The sequence below is a fragment of the Mycobacterium sp. Dal123C01 genome, assembly GCF_052566995.1.
Window position 1 is genome coordinate 5,445,861 of the sequence record NZ_CP199580.1, and the last position, 16,915, is coordinate 5,462,775.

A 16,915-nucleotide genomic window follows, 5' to 3' on the forward strand; every position below is an offset into this window, starting at 1 on the left:
TGTCCGGCGTGAGCGGATGCTCGGGCAAATCAGCGTCAGAAGCTGAGCCATTCCGGATCGGCTGGGAGTACCAACACCCGTGACGGTACACCCTCACCGGCCGAAAGGCGTGGTCGTGGGTGCGCTGAGGTCATCAGAATTCCTTTGATATCATCATTTTGTTATCATCGGAAACATGCCGCAACGTCTTCGACACCCACCCCTTGAAGATCGATGCACTCTTGGCCAACGACTTCGCGCGGCACGGATGCGGTCGTTCGTCGGTCGCAACGCTGAGCGCGATTTATTCCGTTCCGCTCTGGAGACCGACGAATGCGGCTTCTCCGTGCTGTACATCCACGGTCCTGGCGGTGCAGGGAAAACGACCTTGCTGCGGGTGCTCGCCGACGACGCCCGCGCGGCCGGCAGATCTGTGGTCGAGGTCGACCTCCGCGTTACGAGCGCCACCCCACCCGCGTTCGAAGCCGCGTGCGGCAGTGCGCTAACGACTGACGGGGTCGTGCTGGTGATCGACACCTTCGAGCAGAGCCAGGCGCTGGAGAGCTGGCTGCGCATCCGCTTCCTGCCGCGGCTGCCCGTCGACGCACTTGTTGTCATCGCTGGCCGGCTGCCGCTGGACCCGGGCTGGCGCACCGATCCCGACTGGAACAACGCCCTGCGGATCATCACACTGCCGGATCTGAACACGGTGGAGGCGCGCTCGCTGCTCGCGGCGCGGGGAGTGCCCAAGGAGCGGTATACGGCGCTGCTCAACTTCGCCGGCGGTCACCCGCTGGCACTGACTCTGGCAGCAGAGTTGGCGACCCGTCGCGAATTCGCACCAGAGGACTGGAGACCTAACCAGGAGATAGTAAAAACGTTGCTGCACAGGCTCGTCGGCCACGTCCCCAGCTCGGCGCACCGCCAGGCTCTCGAAGTCTGCGCCCACGTTGAGGTCACCACCGAGGAACTGCTGCGCAGCGCGATCGGGGACGGCGCCGCGGAGCTCTTCGAATGGCTACGTGATCTGCCGTTCATCGAGTCCGGCCGCTACGGTGTGTATCCCCACGACGTCGTCCGGGACCTATTAACCCAAGATCTACGTTGGCGCGACCCGCAAGGCTACGTATCGCTGCACCGCAAAATTCACGATCATCTACTCAACCGCGTCCGCGCCGCCTCCGGCCCGGACGTGATCGAGACGACCCGCTCGTGGCTCTACCTGTATCGCCACGCCAGCTCGGTCGCCGACTACCTCACGTGGACCGGCCGCGGCGAGGTCTACGAAGCCGCCTATCTGCCCGAGAACCGGGCGGCGGTGCTGCGGCTGACCTCCGAATGCGAGGGCGACGAGTCGGCACGAATTGCCGCCTTCTGGCTCGACCGCCAGCCTGACGCGTTTCACCTGCAGCGCCGGGCCGAGACCGGCGAGCTCGTCGCGGTTTCCGCGTGGCTACGGTTGCACCGTCCCGAACCGGACGAGATCGCCGCCGACCCCGTCATCGCGGCGCTCTGGCGTCACTGTGAGAGGCATGGTCCGCTCCGCGCCGGTGAGCAGATTGCTGTCTCGCGCTTCACTGTCGACGCCGACGCATGCGAATGCACCTCACCGGCAGTTGATCTCAAGATCACCCGGGTGGTGGCGGAGTGGCTGCGCGCACATCGGATGGCCTGGTCATTCCTGGTTCTTCTCGACATTGAAGCCTGGGACATCCAATCGAAATCGGTTGAGCACCAGCCAATCAGCGAGAGGGTGACGGTCGGCGACAGGGAGTTGGTGCTCTACAGCCACGACTGGCGCACAATGCCGTTGCAGCTGTGGATGAGCCGGCAGGACACTGAGGTGCTGTCCGGCCAAACCGCCGCGGCCGCTGAGCCATCGCGCCATGTTTTGGCCCGCCGCCAGTTCGACGTCGCGGTACGCGCAGCGCTGCGACACGTCGCCCACGACGCCGCCCTCGACGCGAACCCCTTGTGTGGCACCGGCTTAGCGGATACGGGCCACGAACTCCGCATGGTGGTGACCGAGGCCGTCCAGACGCTCGCCGACGATCCCCGCGCTACCAAGCAATATCGCGCAGTGCACACGACGTACTTCCTCCCAGTACCCACCCAGGAGGCTGCGGCCGCACAGCTAGGCCTGCCCTTCAGCACCTACCGCCGACACCTCGCCAGCGGGATCAAACGGATCTGCGAATCACTGTGGAACTGGGAACTGAACACGTGATGGCCGCGCACCGGAGCTGGCGCACAGCGGGGGCAAACTGGGCGTTTATTGAGCACCAAATGGTCTGGATACTGAGCATCGAGCGACGCCATGATCGCTGGCATGACCAAATCGACTCAAGCCATCCGCCGCCTGTCGAGCAGCTCAAACGCCTTCGCATTGCCGCAGAAATCCTCCAAGGTCAGGACGTGCGCTGATGGACACGACAGATATCGCTTTTGCCGGGGCTGCGGAACAGGCGCGCATGCTCGCCGACGGCGTGATCACCGCGCCCGCGCTGCTTGAGCTCTACCTCGAACGCATTGCGCGGCTGAATCCGCAGCTGAACGCCTACCGAGTAGTGCGCCGGGATGCCGCCCGCGTCGAGGCGGCGACCGCGCAGCAACGGCTCGACGCGGGCGAGCGGCTAACTCTTCTCGGAGTGCCCGTGGCGATCAAGGATGATGTCGACGTCGCCGGTGAGGTCACGACCATAGGAACGAGTGCTCACGGCCCGGCAAAAACACAAGATGCCGAGGTGGTCTCCCGGCTTCGGGCGGCGGGGGCAATCATCATCGGGAAGACCTCCGTCCCCGAGCTATGCATCTGGCCCTTTACCGAGACACTCACGTTCGGGGCGACGCGCAACCCCTGGGACACGACGCGTACGCCGGGCGGCAGCAGCGGCGGGTCCGGCGCCGCAGTGGCTGCCGGGCTCGCACCAATCGCGCTGGGCTCCGACACCGGCGGCTCCATCCGCATCCCGGCATCCTGGTGTGGCCTGTTCGGCATCAAGCCGCAACGCCACCGGGTCCCGACGTCCCCGCACGACGACGTGTGGACCGGCCTGACCGAGTTCGGGCCACTGTGCCGGACCGTCGAGGACGCGGCGTTGTTCCTCGACGCCACAACGATCCTGCCCGCACCGGCGGGCGGCTTCGTCGCCGCGGCGGCCCGCTCCCCGGGGCGGTTGCGCATCGCCTTGAGCACCAAGGTTCCGCCACCACTTTTCGCCCGCCTCGGACCGGCGCAATACGCGGCGGTCGAGGAGGCCGGCATGCTGCTGCGCGAGCTCGGCCACCAGGTCATCGTCCGAGACCCCGACTACCCGCCGGCGGCGGTCGTCGCGAACTTCATCCCACGCTTCTTGCGTGGAATCCACGACAACGTAGAGAAGATGCCACACCCGGGTCGTCTCGAGGCCCGGACCCGCGGTATGGGCCGACTCGGCGGCCTGTTCTCCGACCGGCGAATGGCCGCGGCCCGGGCCGCAGAAGCAGCCATAGCCGCGCGCGTGCAAGCGATCTTCGACGACGTCGATGTCCTCATTACACCGAGCACAGCGGCCGGCCCCTCCCGCATCGGTGCCTACCAGCGGCGCGGGGCCATCGGCACATTGTCGGCGTCCTCGGCGCGCGTGCCCTTCCATCCGGTGTTCAATGTGACCGGCCAGCCGGCGGCAGCCGTGCCGTGGGGGCTGGACGGCGATGGTCTGCCGTTATCCGTGCAGCTCGTGGGGAGACCCTCCGACGAGGCGACGCTGCTCGCGCTCAGCACACAGATTGAAGCCGCCCACCCGTGGGCCCAGCGACGCCCCCACACCTCGTGAGCTGTTGATCCTCTTGGCGCACAAGGCGATACGTGGCGGGGATGTCCGCAGCGCCGCATCCTATGCCCGTTCTTGACGAGAGTCTTGATGTGCATTCTGCGTCGAGGAATTCATACCTCTGAACGGCAGTTTTCGCCCAGCAACTTCCCTTCGCCGTCAACCCTTTCCAAAAGCACTTCCGCAAATCCCCTGCATAATCCGGCGAGCTTGTCGCGCGGGAGCCCGCTCGGCAACAGCGAAGGGAATCCACCCTCGCTCTCGATGAGATACAGCCGACCGAACTCGACCAAGCGATCAGCGTCTGAGTGCAGGGTACTCATCGCGGCAGCCTGGGCAGTCTCACGATCACCGAACCGTCCGCGGAAGAAGGTCAGCAGTCGCGGCGCGCGCGTCCCGCAACCGTACAGATGCTCAACCGCGGCAGCGATATTGGAGCCTGAGCGCATTTGCATGCCGAGGATATAGGCGTCTGCATCCTCCATCAGATCGGTGAGCTGGAAACTGCTCACCACATCTGCACACATCAGTTTGGCTCGCGCGAAATCGTGTCCGGAGGCGTACTGCGCGTGCTCGCGGCGCCAGTCACCGTAGAAGGTGATCCAGTCACCGGCCCACCCGGCGATGTCACCGCGGTTGATGCTTGTTCCCTCGGGGCGGCCGTACTGGTAAACACCGGTGCACGATGCGCCCAGATGCGAGACCTTGATCGCCACCGGAAAGACGGGATCGCGAAAGCTGTCGATCTGTTCGATACCGGATTCGTTCACCACACGGACGAAGTCCTTATCAATTCCGCCGACCAGGGCATGCCACTGGATCGACGCATACTCGCGGTGCCGCAAGAATTGCAGGACGAGCGCGTCATGGTCCGCCTCCGCTCGGTAGTCCTGTGCAAGCGCAAACAGCTGGGCTATATAGCTGACAAACTCCCCCGGGAGATGCTGAGTCTTCATACCCAGTCCCACGAATGGATGGCGGGATCGTTCAACATCGTCGGGCCCGGGACTATTTGACAATGGTGGATCTGATCTTGGTCTGGCGCCGGATGAGCTTGGCGGAAGGCGGCTTTGCGACGGGATCGCAGTGGCGCGAGACCGGGTTGGTCTTCACCACCGCGCACGGAGATTACATCCAACCCCACAATTCAACCGGCGGTTCCACCCTTGGTGGAGCTAAGGGGATTCGAACCCCTGCGTCTACCTGCGGAAATTCCGTTTGAGCTGCAGGTTCGGTCCGTCCCGTTCCAATTCGTTCCCGCTCGTTGCCTGCGGTTTCGTTTTCAGGTCTTGACGGCGTCAAGAGCCGGATCGTCCTGCTGTCGGCGAAAGATCATTTCTCCGGCGCTGCCCTCGCCGCGTCGTAGCCACGCTTTTTCGACTCGCGCGCCTGGCGACGCCGGGCAGCTTACGTTCGACCGGTCGCATCCGACTGCTTTCCTCTGAGGAAATTGTCGAGTTCTTCGGCCTGGACGAACGAACGGCTGCCGATCTTGACGAGCGATAGTGCGCCTTTGTTGACGAGCCCGTAAAAGGTTGAGGGGCTGATCCCGCCCAGCTGATACCGGGCTTCCTTGACCGGCATGAGGTGCCGCCTATGTTTCTTGTTGCACGAAGGACACAGATCAGACTCTTCGTCTGCGATTTGGGGACGTTCAACGACTGTTGCAGCCGGCGATGTTGCACGCTCCCGTTCAACGGCTGCCTGGACGGCCTCGTTAATTAGGTCGCGCAACGCCTGGGCGAGCCGGTCGACGGCGTCACTCATCGCTATGGTCTCGGATCGTCGGTACGTTGAACCGTGTTGCGGTCTAACCATTCCAAGATGTCGGACCATCGGTAAAGCACCCTCCTGCCCCGCTTGATGAACTTCGGGCCGGTTCCCTTGTAGCGATCCTGGGCGAGCGAAGCGGGAGTCGTGTGGAGATATTTGGCGACTTCGGCGGGGGTCGCTAGCGCCGGTAGTTGATCAGACATGACCGGCGATCATAGCTAGCCCGGATCGAACCCTCTGCCGAGCGCGATGACACGCCCAGTGGCGTCCACACCGACGAGCGCGCCCGGCGGATGATGGTTGACGTGACAACCCCGGACGGAGCCCAGCTGCCTCCTGACATCCTGGCGGTCATCGACCACCTCGTGGAGAGGGCGAGCGCATACCGGAGCATCGTCACAGGCGAGCCCCGCCTGCAGATTCGAGAGATCCAGGCCTTCAAGTCTGAGTTGATGGAGCGAACTTCGCGGTGGCATCACGACCGGGTGACGCCTGCCGCATTCAGCGCAGAGTGCATCGCCAAGGGCTTGCGGCCCGAGAACGCCGCCACGCTCGCCGGTCACCTGCGGTCCCGTCAGGCCGGGAAGGCATTTCGACCTCGCAGGGAGCGGAAGGGGTCCAACTACGATGGGGTGATCCGCGCCGAAGGCCTTCCGGTCGACCTCCACGAGAACCTCGATACCGGAGACCCGTCCGAAGAGTGGTAGCCGAGATCGACAGAAGGCCTCCAGGAGGCCTCAAAGGGCGTCTTGGGGGCTTCGCTCGATTACGCTTTTGCCGGGTGAGGCAGTGGATCGACAGACATCCGAGTTGGTTAGCCACCGGGTTTGGTGTCACAACCGTGGCACTCGCCGTGGTGTTCGGTGTCCGGGCCGCGATGCTGCGCGCTAGGGGCTGGCGGGTTTCCCTGGGCATGGTGCCGGAGTGGTTGCGTCAGGGGCTGAGAGGCACCAATCGCGTTCTGCACCACAATTGTGCTGCAGGCGTACCGAGCGAATTCCTGGCCATAAGTGAGCACACGCGATTCATGACCGATACATCCTCGCCAGATCCCGCCGACGGGTCGGAACCCTCGGCCTCCGAACCGACTGGTAACGAGGCTGTCGTGGGAGATCGATCCTCAGCGATAGCCCCTGACCACTTGCCGGGACAAGAACCTGCGTCGCGGATCATTAATCAGATCACGCTTCCCGAGTACGACAGAAGCTATGCAAATGCAGCACGGGCTGCGGTACCCGATATTGGGTCAGGCTCGCGCTGGTACGACATCGCCTATCGACTGTTGCAATGGTCTCGCAAGTCACCACAGGGCAAAGCCCTATCACAACGGGCGCGGGTGCGGATCAGTCGATGGATCAACATTCTCTACCGCTACCACGACCTCGACCGTGACCGGGCCTGGAGCCGCGACGACCCAATGCACAACCTGACGGTGCCCGCCGACGAGCATGTCGCCGTGCCAACCCTATGGGTAGTCGAGCTGTTTCCACCCAGTGCGGCAGCGAAATTGGCATCGATAGTCGAGAAATACAACCCAAGCGCTAAACTGTTCGAGCATCGCGATTCGACTACCGTCCTATCGCAGTCGCGAGCAGGGCACGGCTACGACTGGTTTGAACTGGCATCGATCAAAGACCCATCGTCGAATCGGATTGTTCCTGACGCACGCCTTGAGAAACTTCCGGATCGTTTCTGGGGCGTACATTTAACTGAAATCCAACTCGGCTCTGGCCTCACGGCGGTCGTGGCGCGCTTCCACTGCACCGACGAGGGCGCTTCATCTCTGGATCGCGAGTGGCATAAGCCGCACGAACCACGTCTCCGCAGGCAAGGTGAACTTCTCATCGCTGACGACCGGAAGTGGAGCGCATTCTCCGGGACACAGCGGGTTCGACGCCAGTCTCACGACATGGCTCGTGAGTGGATGAACGAGCACTGCGGAGGATTTTTTGCTCAATCCGGAGAAAACCAACCGTTGATGGATCTGCTGATTGTCGAGCAGTATGTCCCCACCGACGACCGACAACCCGACCCAGATCAGGACGACAGCTTTCGCGCCCTTGGTCTTTCGGTCCATGGAGCTGTGGTCATCTCACCGCAAGTTCCTGAATTAGTTTTGACGCAAACCGAATTGGATATATGTCCCACGCTCCGAACGTCGCGGTCGTGGGCATTGTGGGGCAACCGCTCCGCCGCGGCTGCGGCACGACCGCACATCCGCCTGTACAACGGGGAATCGGATACACCGGAGGCACTCGGTCACGCAGCAGATGACGAAGCTCGCGACATGCTGCTCGGACTCTCAATCACCGAACTCATCGAACTCATGGAAACGCAGTACACGACGGTGCGCGACACGGCGCGGAAGCAACATAGGTCGTTCTCTTCGCGTGATCTGCAAAGCCTTCGCAGTCAACTACTCACGCTCAGTATCGATCTGACATCCCTAGAGGTTGATGTCCCGTCGTGGTGGGTACGCCACGCGCCCAGCGTCCCTGTCTTTGTCTATCGGTACGTCGACACCGACGAGACTCTGCTCAATCTCACGGATCATCTGAGGTCCCGGCAAATCGATGACCTAACGCGACTGAGCAAGGCTGATCACGCGATTCGCGACATCTTGAGTTCCGTCGCCGCGCTTGGCTCCGCTCGCGATACCCGTCGGGTAGGTCGCATCGCGCTGGCCGTGGCCGCTCTCGGTCTTCTTGTTGCAACGTTTACCCTGCTCGTCGCGGTGACCACTCTGCTGGTCACTAGCCCCGGAGATGGCTCCATCGCCTGTCACACCTGGCGAACAATGTGTGGACCAGCCGGCGATCCACACGCCGGGAACCAGCGCGTTGAGCAGCCGATTGCCCCAACCACAGCTCCATGAATATCTGCGTCTAGTCCCCTGCGCGTGACAAACTGTTCGGGACTGAGTCCTGTTTAGGCCAGCAAAACGAATTGGGGAGCGCGGTGACTGACGCCGATGCTGTAGAGGTCAAGTTGGCGCTCGGCCTACCTGGACTCTCGCGGTTAGCCCATGACCGCGCAGTGAAAGTCCTGCAGCGTTTCGCCGATGAACTTGCACAAGAAGCTGCACGAATAGAAGAAGGCGGTCGTGCCCTGGGACTGCCGCCGGAAGTCACAGCAACCATCATCGATAATGCCTATGGATTCTTAAGGCAGCCCGGAAACGTGCCGCCACCGCGACCCCGAAGCAAAACGACAAAAACGGTCATGGTCGGTCAGGCTGTATCGGGCGTAGTAGCTGGAGCGATGCTCACGCTGATGCACAGCATGTGGCAGGCCGCATTCTGCACGGCTGTTGGCGTGACCTTCTGCATCGCCACACTCTGGCTGATTTTCGGAGATCATGGTTGATATGAGCAAAAAGCCGGTCGGCGGACAGTCCAGCGCGAGCATGCCGCGCTATGCAGGGTTGGCAGCTGCAGGCGCTCTATTGGCAGCAGTGATCACCTCTCTCGTCTTGTTGTTGACGAAGCAAATGCCGTCAGGTGCAGTGATTTCGGTTGCGGCATCGTCCTTCTCGGCATTTCTGGCAGCGTGTGTCACATTTTATTTCAGCAGCCTCCACTCGGCGTCATCTCAGAAAGTGGAACGTCGCTGGGACGAGCTGCTCACGGTAGTAGCTGGGATCGAGTCGGCGGCGGCCAAGGCCACTGGGACTGAGGGTCGACCCGGAACGATCACTCAGCTGATGGCCGGGCTTGAAGCGAGGGGACTCTGGGACGCCAACGATACTGCCGAGTTCAGGAAAACTTTGCGTTTGCGTAACGACTTTGTCCACGGTGGGCAACGACCAATCGAATCCGACGCAGAACTGACCGAGGCAGTGGAGAGTGCCCGACGGCTACTCAACAAAGTTGAAGCAGTTCAAACGACAGAATGAGTCGAAGCCATCGTGCCGATCCAACAGGCCGAGGCGCTGAACGACACGAAACGCCAGACGATACCGTTACTATCCGGCGAGGCCGCCCACATACGCCACTCGACCTGCGATGGCCGCTGTCAGATTCTGAGTCGATACCTCGCGCAACGGCTCCTCGCAAATGCCTTGGCCCCTTACTGTGGAGATCAAGCAGGCTGCATCGTAGAGGCCTTCGCGCACAAGCCGTTCGAACAGTATCGAATAACGGTCGATGTATGAGGAATCGTTGAAAGCGGGGTCGGTGGGATAGACAGGGTTACCCCTGTCTTTGATGGCGGTTGTGGAGCCGGGCGCATGCTCGACGACGAATACAAACCCCAGCCAGGGCCGAACCCTCCCAACATAGCCCTCCTGGTAAGCGCGCCACAGATCCACGGCGTTGCCGATGGCTTCCTCGGTGCGGTTGTTGAAATTGTTGCCGAAAGACCCGACCTGGGACTTGCACTCGATTGCGGCGACCAGGGTGTCCTCGTATGTGACCACGATGTCCCAGTTCTTCGTGCGACGGTAGAAGCCAGGAAGGGAGATAAACCCGGTCCGGCGAATAACCGCACCCATCTCAACCAAAGAAGAAAATTGGTCCGCGATCACATCTTGAAGTGGGGCCATGTGTTGACCCCCTGTGACTGATCCACGAGTTCCCGCGTCGATCTTCCCGGAGTCGATCTGCCTTTGTGTCTGCAAGTCGCGGCCCGTCCAGAAGGCGTGAACGGCGGCGTCGTAGTCCTCGAAGGTCACGGTCACACTGGGCATGTTTCCATCCACCAACCATGATGTATTGCAAGTCAGGCAGGTGTCGTGAGTTCGTAGTCCTTTGGGTCGATGCCGTATGCCGCCGCCGCAGCAGCGGTCGCCGCGTCCACGTCACGGTCTCGGAACGCTGCTCGCAGTGACTCTGCCACTGAAGAGTCGACTGATTCCGGCTCGGGAACTCTAATCTGCTTTAGGTACTGCGCCTGGAAACGGAGGGTGCCTCCCCGCATACGAACGCAGTATGCCTCGATGAATGCCTGCGCAACCCGAGCGAGCAGCAGACCGCCTAGGACTTCCAAATCCCAAGTGTCCGACACTACGTAATAAAGGTTATGGTGCGGGTAGCAGCCGCCCGGCTCAAGCACGGGATGTATGAACGCCTTCATGTCCTGCAGCAACAACTTTGGCCTTGCGGTCAACGCGGCGTTCACCTTGTCGATGGTTCTATACCAGGACGCGGGGTCTCTCTTGGACACGAACCGTTCGCGTAGGGCCGGGTGCTTCGACAAATACGCCGCTAGCTGAGGGTAGTCGTCGAGCGCAACAAGCGAACCGTCCTCGTCCCACGGGTTCACCAAATAGTTGCCGTGCCACTCGAAAGTGCCGGTCATAAGGTCCCGCGACATGGCCAGCGGCAAAATTCGGTCGGACTCTGCCACGGTCGGATCTTTCGTTACGTAGACCTTATCGGCTCCGGTGGCGACGCCGATGGAGACCTTGGTGCCGGTTCTTGGGTCGTGCAGCGGGCCGAACTCATCGTTTAGACGCGCAATGAGTGCGAGCCTCGCTGGGGAGCCCGTGGGCCATAGCTCACCTCCACCGAACCAGTGTTTGAGTCGATGCGCCTTAACACCGATCTCAGTGAAATCCTGGAAGTTCTCGTCGGAGGCAGCTTTCACGAGCGCGAAGGCGCTGGAAGGCCCGAAGTCCGCAGTAGTGTCGGCGACGACCACATCCCCCTGCACCTGGTTGGACAGGACGGTGATCGCCGGATATGCCGATACGCGACCTTCGAAGGCATCGACATCATGCATCGTCCAGAGGTGCTCGACGGAGTATTCGCTGGCCACGACTTTCCTCAGCTCCGCACCATATTGGTTGCGCATCCAGCGATCAGCGCATATGAATCCGACTCGCCCTCCGGGCGAGAGAAGTCTCAGCGACCGCTCGATGAAGCCGATGTAGATGTCACCTCGGCCACGCATTGTCGGCCAAGTCTGGCGGTACTGAGCCGCGAGCGCATTAGGGAGGTCGTCGTACCGGATATACGGGGGGTTCCCGATAACGAGATCAGCCGCTAGGTCGTCGACTTCGGAGAACAGGTCAGGACCAGAGAGCAGGAAATCACCGTGCCGCACCCAGCGTTCTGCCAGCTGGGCTGAGATCTCCTCAGCCGCACCGGCTCCGGCGAGCAAGTCATGACACAGTGCACGAGATACCTCGACGTGGCTCGCTTGCAGGTCGTAGGCCCGGATGCTGTCGCGAAGCGCTGCGAAGTCATCGCCGCGTGCGGTCGCGCTCGCGAGGAGACGCTCTACTGCAGGCCCAAGGAACGCGCCGGAACCACAAGACGGCTCTAGCAGATGCAAAGCGCCGAGATCTTGATCCGTCGTATAGCCACAGAGGTCCAGCAGTACCTCGACCACCCATCGACGAGTGAACACCTCACCGTAGCTCTGATTGACATCCTCGGCACCCACGCTCACGCTTGCCACTCTAGGAGTGAGCACAGACAAGCACCCCGAAGACACGAATCTTGTTGACATGCGAATGTGTAAGTCGTCATCCGCCGCCTCTCCTGTCGCAACCAGGCGGACTTATCGAAACCTCTGGCGAAACTCTCGAATGTCAGAGGGCTCACATGCTTCATGGAGCCAATCTGTGGAGCGCAAGGCGGAAGTCTCTGTTGGGATACGCATCCGGCAGAACGGAGGTGATCTCCCGCAGGGCGGCTTGGCCGCTGACGCCTCGTCTGCCTGCACCGTAAAGTGCCGCCACGGTCGGTGTCCGGCTCTGGCACGCTACGCAGTGGAGGAGCACGGTACGTCCCTCGTTGCGCAGCTGCTTGATGAGTCGCACAGTGTCTGTGAGCACGAAGTCCAGATTGGGGTTCGAGTCCGTGTCGATGTCGTCGATAAGGCGGATGTCGATCTGTTCCACGCTCATCAACAGGTCATCGTCGTTCAAACGACATAGGGATACCACGGCGTCCACACCAGGTGGTAGCGCCCGCAGCGTTGCAACGTTAGCGAGCCAAACGCCGTCGTCATGTGGATGCCGAACCGGGATCAGCGGTTCAACATCGTAGCTAAACGGCTCGTCCTCTTTCACTATTCGAGTCGCCAGTGCAACCAGGCCCCGTGTCGACAGCCCTGGCCAGCCATGCAGCACTCGACGCCAATTCGCAGGGACCGCCGACGCCCCGTAGGCCGCCCCGAGCAGCCCGCCCGCGATGGCGGCGACAGTATCGGTGTCATTCCCACACCGGACGGCAGCGTCAAGCGCTAAGCGGAGGTGATCGGCCCGGAAAACTCCGGCTGCGGGGTCGTCGGTCGGAACAGGGGTCGTGGCTATGGCTGACCACCCAGCCTGCAGGGCACTGACTACCCAACCATTGTTCGGAAAGTCAGCTGGCTGGGCATTTTCTGCTGCGTCGAGGCGTGCTGCCCACGTGTCTCGTCGATCAACGGGTAGCTGGCTTAAGCCAATACGTGCATCCATGCTGCCAGTGAGGATCGCGTGGCGGATCTCCAGGCACCACAGAACGCACGCATCGCCCGCATCGGCGTCGAAATGTGTCAGCTCGCTCACCGTTCTGGCTGCCTCGACGAGACCGCTCTCGTCGTCAAGATAAGCCAAAGCGACTGGGGCTGTGCGCATCAACGAGCCGTTGCCCGCTGTGCGTCCTGTGCGTTTGTGGAGCGCCGTCGATGCCTCACGCGCAGTTCGTGCGCTCAGACCAAACGAGCCTGCCGACCGCAAGACCTGACTGGTCTGGATACCAACGTCTTTCGCTGTCCGCGTCCACTCGTGCCAGCGCCGAACGACGGCATCGAGAGCCGTTTCCTCACGCAAGTCGGCCCCGGTGGCGGCGACTTCGGCGATGGCGATGGCCATCGATGTGTCGTCGGTCCATTCACCGGGCTCCCATACGCCGCCGCCAGTCATCGCGACTTCCAGCTCGGGTCCACGTGGCGGGCCAAACTCGTATGGGGCACCGAGCGCATCGCCCGCTGCAGTGCCCAGCAGAGCACCAACAGCGCGGTCGAGTTGTGCAGGAGTCAATTTCACTAGGTCAGGTCTCCTCTCGTCCACAGCCATTCGGGCCACCGAGCCCGTCGAACCTTGAATCAGGTAGAGGTTCTCTGCGCGCCGGTGGCTAGCTGGTACCCCCGTCCGGGGTACGCGGTTTGGGCGTTACCCCCGTCGGGGGTAAGCGATTTGGAATTACCCCCATCGGGGGCGAGTGGGGTGGGTTACCCCCGATGGGGGCTATGCGGCTTCGTCGGCTAAGTATCGGTAAAGAGTGGCGCGGCTTACGCCCAGGTACTTTGCGATGTCCTTCGCAATATGGCCGTCGTACTTCATTCGCCTTGCCGTTGTGATGTGACTCGGGTCCGCGACTTTCTTCCGTCGCCCAAACTTGGTGCCGCTCGCCAGAGACATCGCTCGTTTGAGGGCGGTGCGCTCCTTCACCAGCTCGCGCTCGTATTCGGCGAGAGACCCCAAGACTCCAATCATCATGCGGCCCAGCGCACTTGACGAGTCGATGCCATCGGAGGTCGACACCAGTGTTACGCCGCGTTCGGTCAGCGCCTTGACAGTTTCAAGGATGTGCAGCGTGTTGCGTCCCAGGCGGTCCAGTTTCCACACGACAACAGCGTCGCCCTCGCGAACGTAATCAAGCAGCGCAGCGAGACCTGGCCGGTCATCCCGAGCACCAGACATGGTGTCGGAGAAGGTCTTCGTCACGCCAGCAGCGGCCAGAGCTGCGTTCTGCTGATCCAACGTCTGGGCAACGGTACTCACTCGCACGTACCCCACACGCGCTCCACCGTCAAGCAGCGTCGGGGCTTGCGAATCGGTGTCTAGCACAGCTAATTATAGCACTTATCACACGACTTGTGTTGCTGAGACAGCGTTTTGAGATGCCCCGAACGAGACATACTTTTGAGACACCGTCACCTGGGACGTTCCGAAGGACGGGCCGGGTGCGACAGTTGTCTCGTATGTGCTCTGTTTTGAGACGACGACGTGGCCGTTTACCTGTGTGGGATATCCCATGGTGCACGTTCACGCTTGCTTGGGTCATCAGTCCGCCGAAGTAGGTAATCGCCGAACGCCTTCTGCACGAACTCTTCCTGGCTCAACGCAGCGTCAGGTGGCAGCTGGATCAGATTGTCCCTCCACCCAAAGAAGTCATTCCCGTACGTCGACCGATAGGCAGGACGGTCATAAAGGTGCCCCGCAGTTAGTGCGAAATGTGGCCTGCCATTGGGGTCGACGGTCTCCCACCAGGGACCAGAGCAAGATGATCCCGGATCTAACGTGGCGGCGAAGGTGGCCGTTGCTCCGACACGGTCGGCTGCAGTCCAAAGCTTGTCTAGCTCTATTTCGTTTAGGCCGCGTTGCCTAGTTTTGCACTCCCCGACTAGCCATTGCCCGTTGGAGAGGACAAAGGCTACATCAAATTCGGCTATCACTTCCTGGCCGTCGAGTTCGAGTAGCTCAATGCCCGGATATGCGCCGAATACTGCTACGTTGCCGAGGATTTGGCTGATGTGGCGGAGCGCAAGCACGTGTGGGAGTACGTCATGCTCGACCGCCCGCAGCAGTATTTCGCTGGCGCGATACTGATAGTCGATTTTCTGGGAACCGAAGGGTGTGTCGATAAGTAGGCCGCAGCCGTGACACTCTAGCTCGGGTATGGCGTCTCCCAGTGGTCGCCACTGCACGTGCTTGCAGTTCCGACAGACTGCCTGCACACCTCGGAGAATCAAACGACGCCGCACCGCCCAGTCCAGCCAAACCGCCGTTTGGTTGGCATTAAAGGCCTTGGTGAGGCCCAAGGCGGCCTGAATCTTGTTGAAGTTCAAATGACCGATCTCGTCGACATCGGGCGAGCCGAGGGCAGCATCCAACCTCGAACTCAGCACCTCATATTTCTCTGAACCTGGAATCACGTCGCCGCCTTCGAGAAATTGATTGAGACGACGCTTGACAAGGCTTGCATGGCCTCGCCTGACTAACTGCTCCAGCAACTCGGTCACGCCCGGATACACAAACATCGAGAGATCGGCCCCGGTGGCGCGTATGAGGTTTTCTGCCGCCTTGCCCGGAGTGCTGACTCGCGCCCGCAAGGAGTGATCGAGCGCTAACGCCCTGAGGACTTCCAATCCTGCGGGCTGTCGGAGGGTTTTGAAACCGTCGAGCTTCCCTACGTGATTAATGTTGCCGTGGAGGTATCCAGGTCGCCGCCACCTGCTTCGCCTCATGGTCGGACTTGGAGGCAGCCGCCCCTCCGATATGGTCGATGTCATTGTCAGCCAGTTTGAGTGATCACCGCCCAAGTATTCCTGGCCTAGAGTTTCAATGTCCGTGGGAGAGAAGCAAGCTACAGTCGCCTTTCCCTCGACGAACTGAGCTATCTCCGTTGACGCGACGCAGCACCCGTAGATCTCGCCGACCATATCCCACGGGTCGACCACATCGAACCCTGTGCTATCAGCCAACGTTCGAAGTTCGTCAAGTGACACTGAAAATGAGGTGATCGCAAGGTTGTGGCCCAGACCGAAGAAATGTTGAACCTGCGATGTCTGGCGCAGTGCGAGGATGTCTAGGCGAGTGGATTCGGTAAGAGGTATGGCGAGAGGAAGCCCGTCGGGATGCGCAAAGCGTGCGCGCAGATTCCAAAGGAGAGTAAGATCATTCGTGCTGTCAACACGATAAACAACCAGAACATTTGGGCCGTACTGGCTGAGCGTTTCCGAGTACCCCCAGGTGAACCGCGACATAGATGGCAGCCCCATGTTGTATCCGCCGATGACGCTCGTGGGCAGCCGAACTCTTGTCAGCTGAACCGCCGACATCCGTTGCAAATCAAGCACCCTCGGGATCATGTCCTGGACGGAGGGCTCACCGTCGACTGAATGGATGTCCACCAGATCGTCGATGGCCAGGTCGTCCACGAGGCCATGCCTCCGGTTGCGGTCCCAATCTGGCTCATCAGGCACGTCGCCGAACAACGATAGATAAGCTGGGTACCACGGACTTTCCACCGTTACGCCACGACATGTTTGCACCTGAGGCCGGTACTTCAGATAAGCAACCTGACGCAACAACCACTGCGTAGCGTCGGCGTGGTGATCCGAGTAGCGCTGCTCAATCTCCTCTGGCAGGAGCTTCCGACCCTCCAGACCATCAATATTGCTGCCTAACAACATCTTTACGATTCGGTCGTTTAACTCCGGGACTGCCGGATCGACCGAGATTAACGGCGAAAATCCGCCACTCCACCGCGTGCAGAGCAGGCTGACGACGGTTCGGAAATCTTCGACCGAGTCGGATTGGACAGCAACCGCCGTAAGTCTGGGACGCAATTGGCGCTCGATAGAGTAGACGCCATTCAGCAAATCTTCGGTAAGCGTTGGCCAAAGATCCACGT

The 16,915-nt window shown here is 61.2% G+C and carries 14 protein-coding genes and 1 tRNA gene; 6 read left to right on the top strand and 9 right to left on the bottom strand.

Annotation, left to right across the window (positions count from 1 at the left end):
• Positions 1–175: 175 nt before the first annotated feature.
• Together ACTXG5_RS25440 and ACTXG5_RS25445 are read left to right on the top strand one after the other, a co-directional pair.
• Entirely contained in the window at positions 176–2,206 is a 2,031-nt protein-coding gene (locus ACTXG5_RS25440; protein WP_445161421.1) for a hypothetical protein, read from the top strand.
• A 196-nt stretch (positions 2,207–2,402) separates the two neighbouring features.
• On the top strand, positions 2,403–3,794 hold the full coding sequence (locus ACTXG5_RS25445; RefSeq protein ID WP_445161422.1) for an amidase: 1,392 nt from the start codon (positions 2,403–2,405) through the stop codon (positions 3,792–3,794).
• Between the two features lie 110 nt (positions 3,795–3,904).
• Here ACTXG5_RS25445 and ACTXG5_RS25450 read toward each other — a convergent pair whose 3' ends face one another.
• The 4 genes from ACTXG5_RS25450 to ACTXG5_RS25465 all read right to left on the bottom strand — a co-directional run bounded on the left by ACTXG5_RS25450 (position 3,905) and on the right by ACTXG5_RS25465 (position 5,767).
• Positions 3,905–4,747, bottom strand: a complete 843-nt coding sequence (locus tag ACTXG5_RS25450; protein ID WP_445161423.1) for a hypothetical protein — start codon at positions 4,745–4,747, stop codon at positions 3,905–3,907.
• A gap of 211 nt (positions 4,748–4,958) precedes the next feature.
• Positions 4,959–5,049, bottom strand: a tRNA-OTHER gene (locus tag ACTXG5_RS25455).
• Between the two features lie 149 nt (positions 5,050–5,198).
• Positions 5,199–5,558: a hypothetical protein gene (locus ACTXG5_RS25460; RefSeq protein ID WP_445161424.1), complete on the bottom strand. Its 360-nt coding sequence runs from the start codon at positions 5,556–5,558 to the stop codon at positions 5,199–5,201.
• Between the two features lie 2 nt (positions 5,559–5,560).
• The gene (locus ACTXG5_RS25465) at positions 5,561–5,767 is read right to left on the bottom strand and encodes a helix-turn-helix transcriptional regulator (RefSeq protein ID WP_445161425.1); all 207 of its coding nucleotides are present in this window, start codon (positions 5,765–5,767) and stop codon (positions 5,561–5,563) included.
• Between the two features lie 102 nt (positions 5,768–5,869).
• Between ACTXG5_RS25465 and ACTXG5_RS25470 the strand changes: the two genes are divergently transcribed.
• The 4 genes from ACTXG5_RS25470 (at position 5,870) to ACTXG5_RS25485 (ending at position 9,459) form a co-directional block, all read left to right on the top strand.
• Complete coding sequence (locus ACTXG5_RS25470) at positions 5,870–6,271, top strand: hypothetical protein (RefSeq protein WP_445161426.1); 402 nt, start codon at positions 5,870–5,872, stop codon at positions 6,269–6,271.
• Positions 6,272–6,345: 74 nt separating this feature from the next.
• Positions 6,346–8,439, top strand: coding sequence for a hypothetical protein (locus tag ACTXG5_RS25475; RefSeq protein ID WP_445161427.1), 2,094 nt, complete (start codon positions 6,346–6,348; stop codon positions 8,437–8,439).
• An 83-nt stretch (positions 8,440–8,522) separates the two neighbouring features.
• Positions 8,523–8,930, top strand: a complete 408-nt coding sequence (locus tag ACTXG5_RS25480; protein ID WP_445161428.1) for a hypothetical protein — start codon at positions 8,523–8,525, stop codon at positions 8,928–8,930.
• Between the two features lies 1 nt (position 8,931).
• A complete protein-coding gene (locus ACTXG5_RS25485) occupies positions 8,932–9,459 on the top strand; it encodes a hypothetical protein (protein WP_445161429.1) in 528 nt (175 codons plus the stop codon).
• Between the two features lie 69 nt (positions 9,460–9,528).
• On the opposite strand, the gene ACTXG5_RS25490 is transcribed toward ACTXG5_RS25485, so the two are convergent.
• From ACTXG5_RS25490 to ACTXG5_RS25510, 5 genes are all read right to left on the bottom strand, one after another.
• Positions 9,529–10,242, bottom strand: coding sequence for a PaeR7I family type II restriction endonuclease (locus ACTXG5_RS25490; protein WP_445161430.1), 714 nt, complete (start codon positions 10,240–10,242; stop codon positions 9,529–9,531).
• A 41-nt stretch (positions 10,243–10,283) separates the two neighbouring features.
• On the bottom strand, positions 10,284–11,957 hold the full coding sequence (locus tag ACTXG5_RS25495; RefSeq protein WP_445161431.1) for an Eco57I restriction-modification methylase domain-containing protein: 1,674 nt from the start codon (positions 11,955–11,957) through the stop codon (positions 10,284–10,286).
• Between the two features lie 160 nt (positions 11,958–12,117).
• The gene (locus ACTXG5_RS25500) at positions 12,118–13,542 is read right to left on the bottom strand and encodes an ADP-ribosylglycohydrolase family protein (protein ID WP_445161432.1); all 1,425 of its coding nucleotides are present in this window, start codon (positions 13,540–13,542) and stop codon (positions 12,118–12,120) included.
• Positions 13,543–13,743: 201 nt separating this feature from the next.
• Entirely contained in the window at positions 13,744–14,316 is a 573-nt protein-coding gene (locus tag ACTXG5_RS25505) for a recombinase family protein (protein WP_445164591.1), read from the bottom strand.
• A gap of 197 nt (positions 14,317–14,513) precedes the next feature.
• Positions 14,514–16,913, bottom strand: a complete 2,400-nt coding sequence (locus ACTXG5_RS25510) for a hypothetical protein (RefSeq protein WP_445161433.1) — start codon at positions 16,911–16,913, stop codon at positions 14,514–14,516.
• Positions 16,914–16,915: the final 2 nt, after the last annotated feature.

What these genes read in the sequence shown, in the direction of transcription:
- ACTXG5_RS25440 (WP_445161421.1), top strand. Translation starts at nt 176, where the DNA reads ATGCCGCAACGTCTTCGACACCCACCCCTTGAAGATCGATGCACTCTT.
- ACTXG5_RS25465 (WP_445161425.1), bottom strand. Translation starts at nt 5,767, where the DNA reads ATGTCTGATCAACTACCGGCGCTAGCGACCCCCGCCGAAGTCGCCAAA.
- ACTXG5_RS25460 (WP_445161424.1), bottom strand. Translation starts at nt 5,558, where the DNA reads ATGAGTGACGCCGTCGACCGGCTCGCCCAGGCGTTGCGCGACCTAATT.
- ACTXG5_RS25485 (WP_445161429.1), top strand. Translation starts at nt 8,932, where the DNA reads ATGAGCAAAAAGCCGGTCGGCGGACAGTCCAGCGCGAGCATGCCGCGC.
- ACTXG5_RS25450 (WP_445161423.1), bottom strand. Translation starts at nt 4,747, where the DNA reads ATGAAGACTCAGCATCTCCCGGGGGAGTTTGTCAGCTATATAGCCCAG.
- ACTXG5_RS25445 (WP_445161422.1), top strand. Translation starts at nt 2,403, where the DNA reads ATGGACACGACAGATATCGCTTTTGCCGGGGCTGCGGAACAGGCGCGC.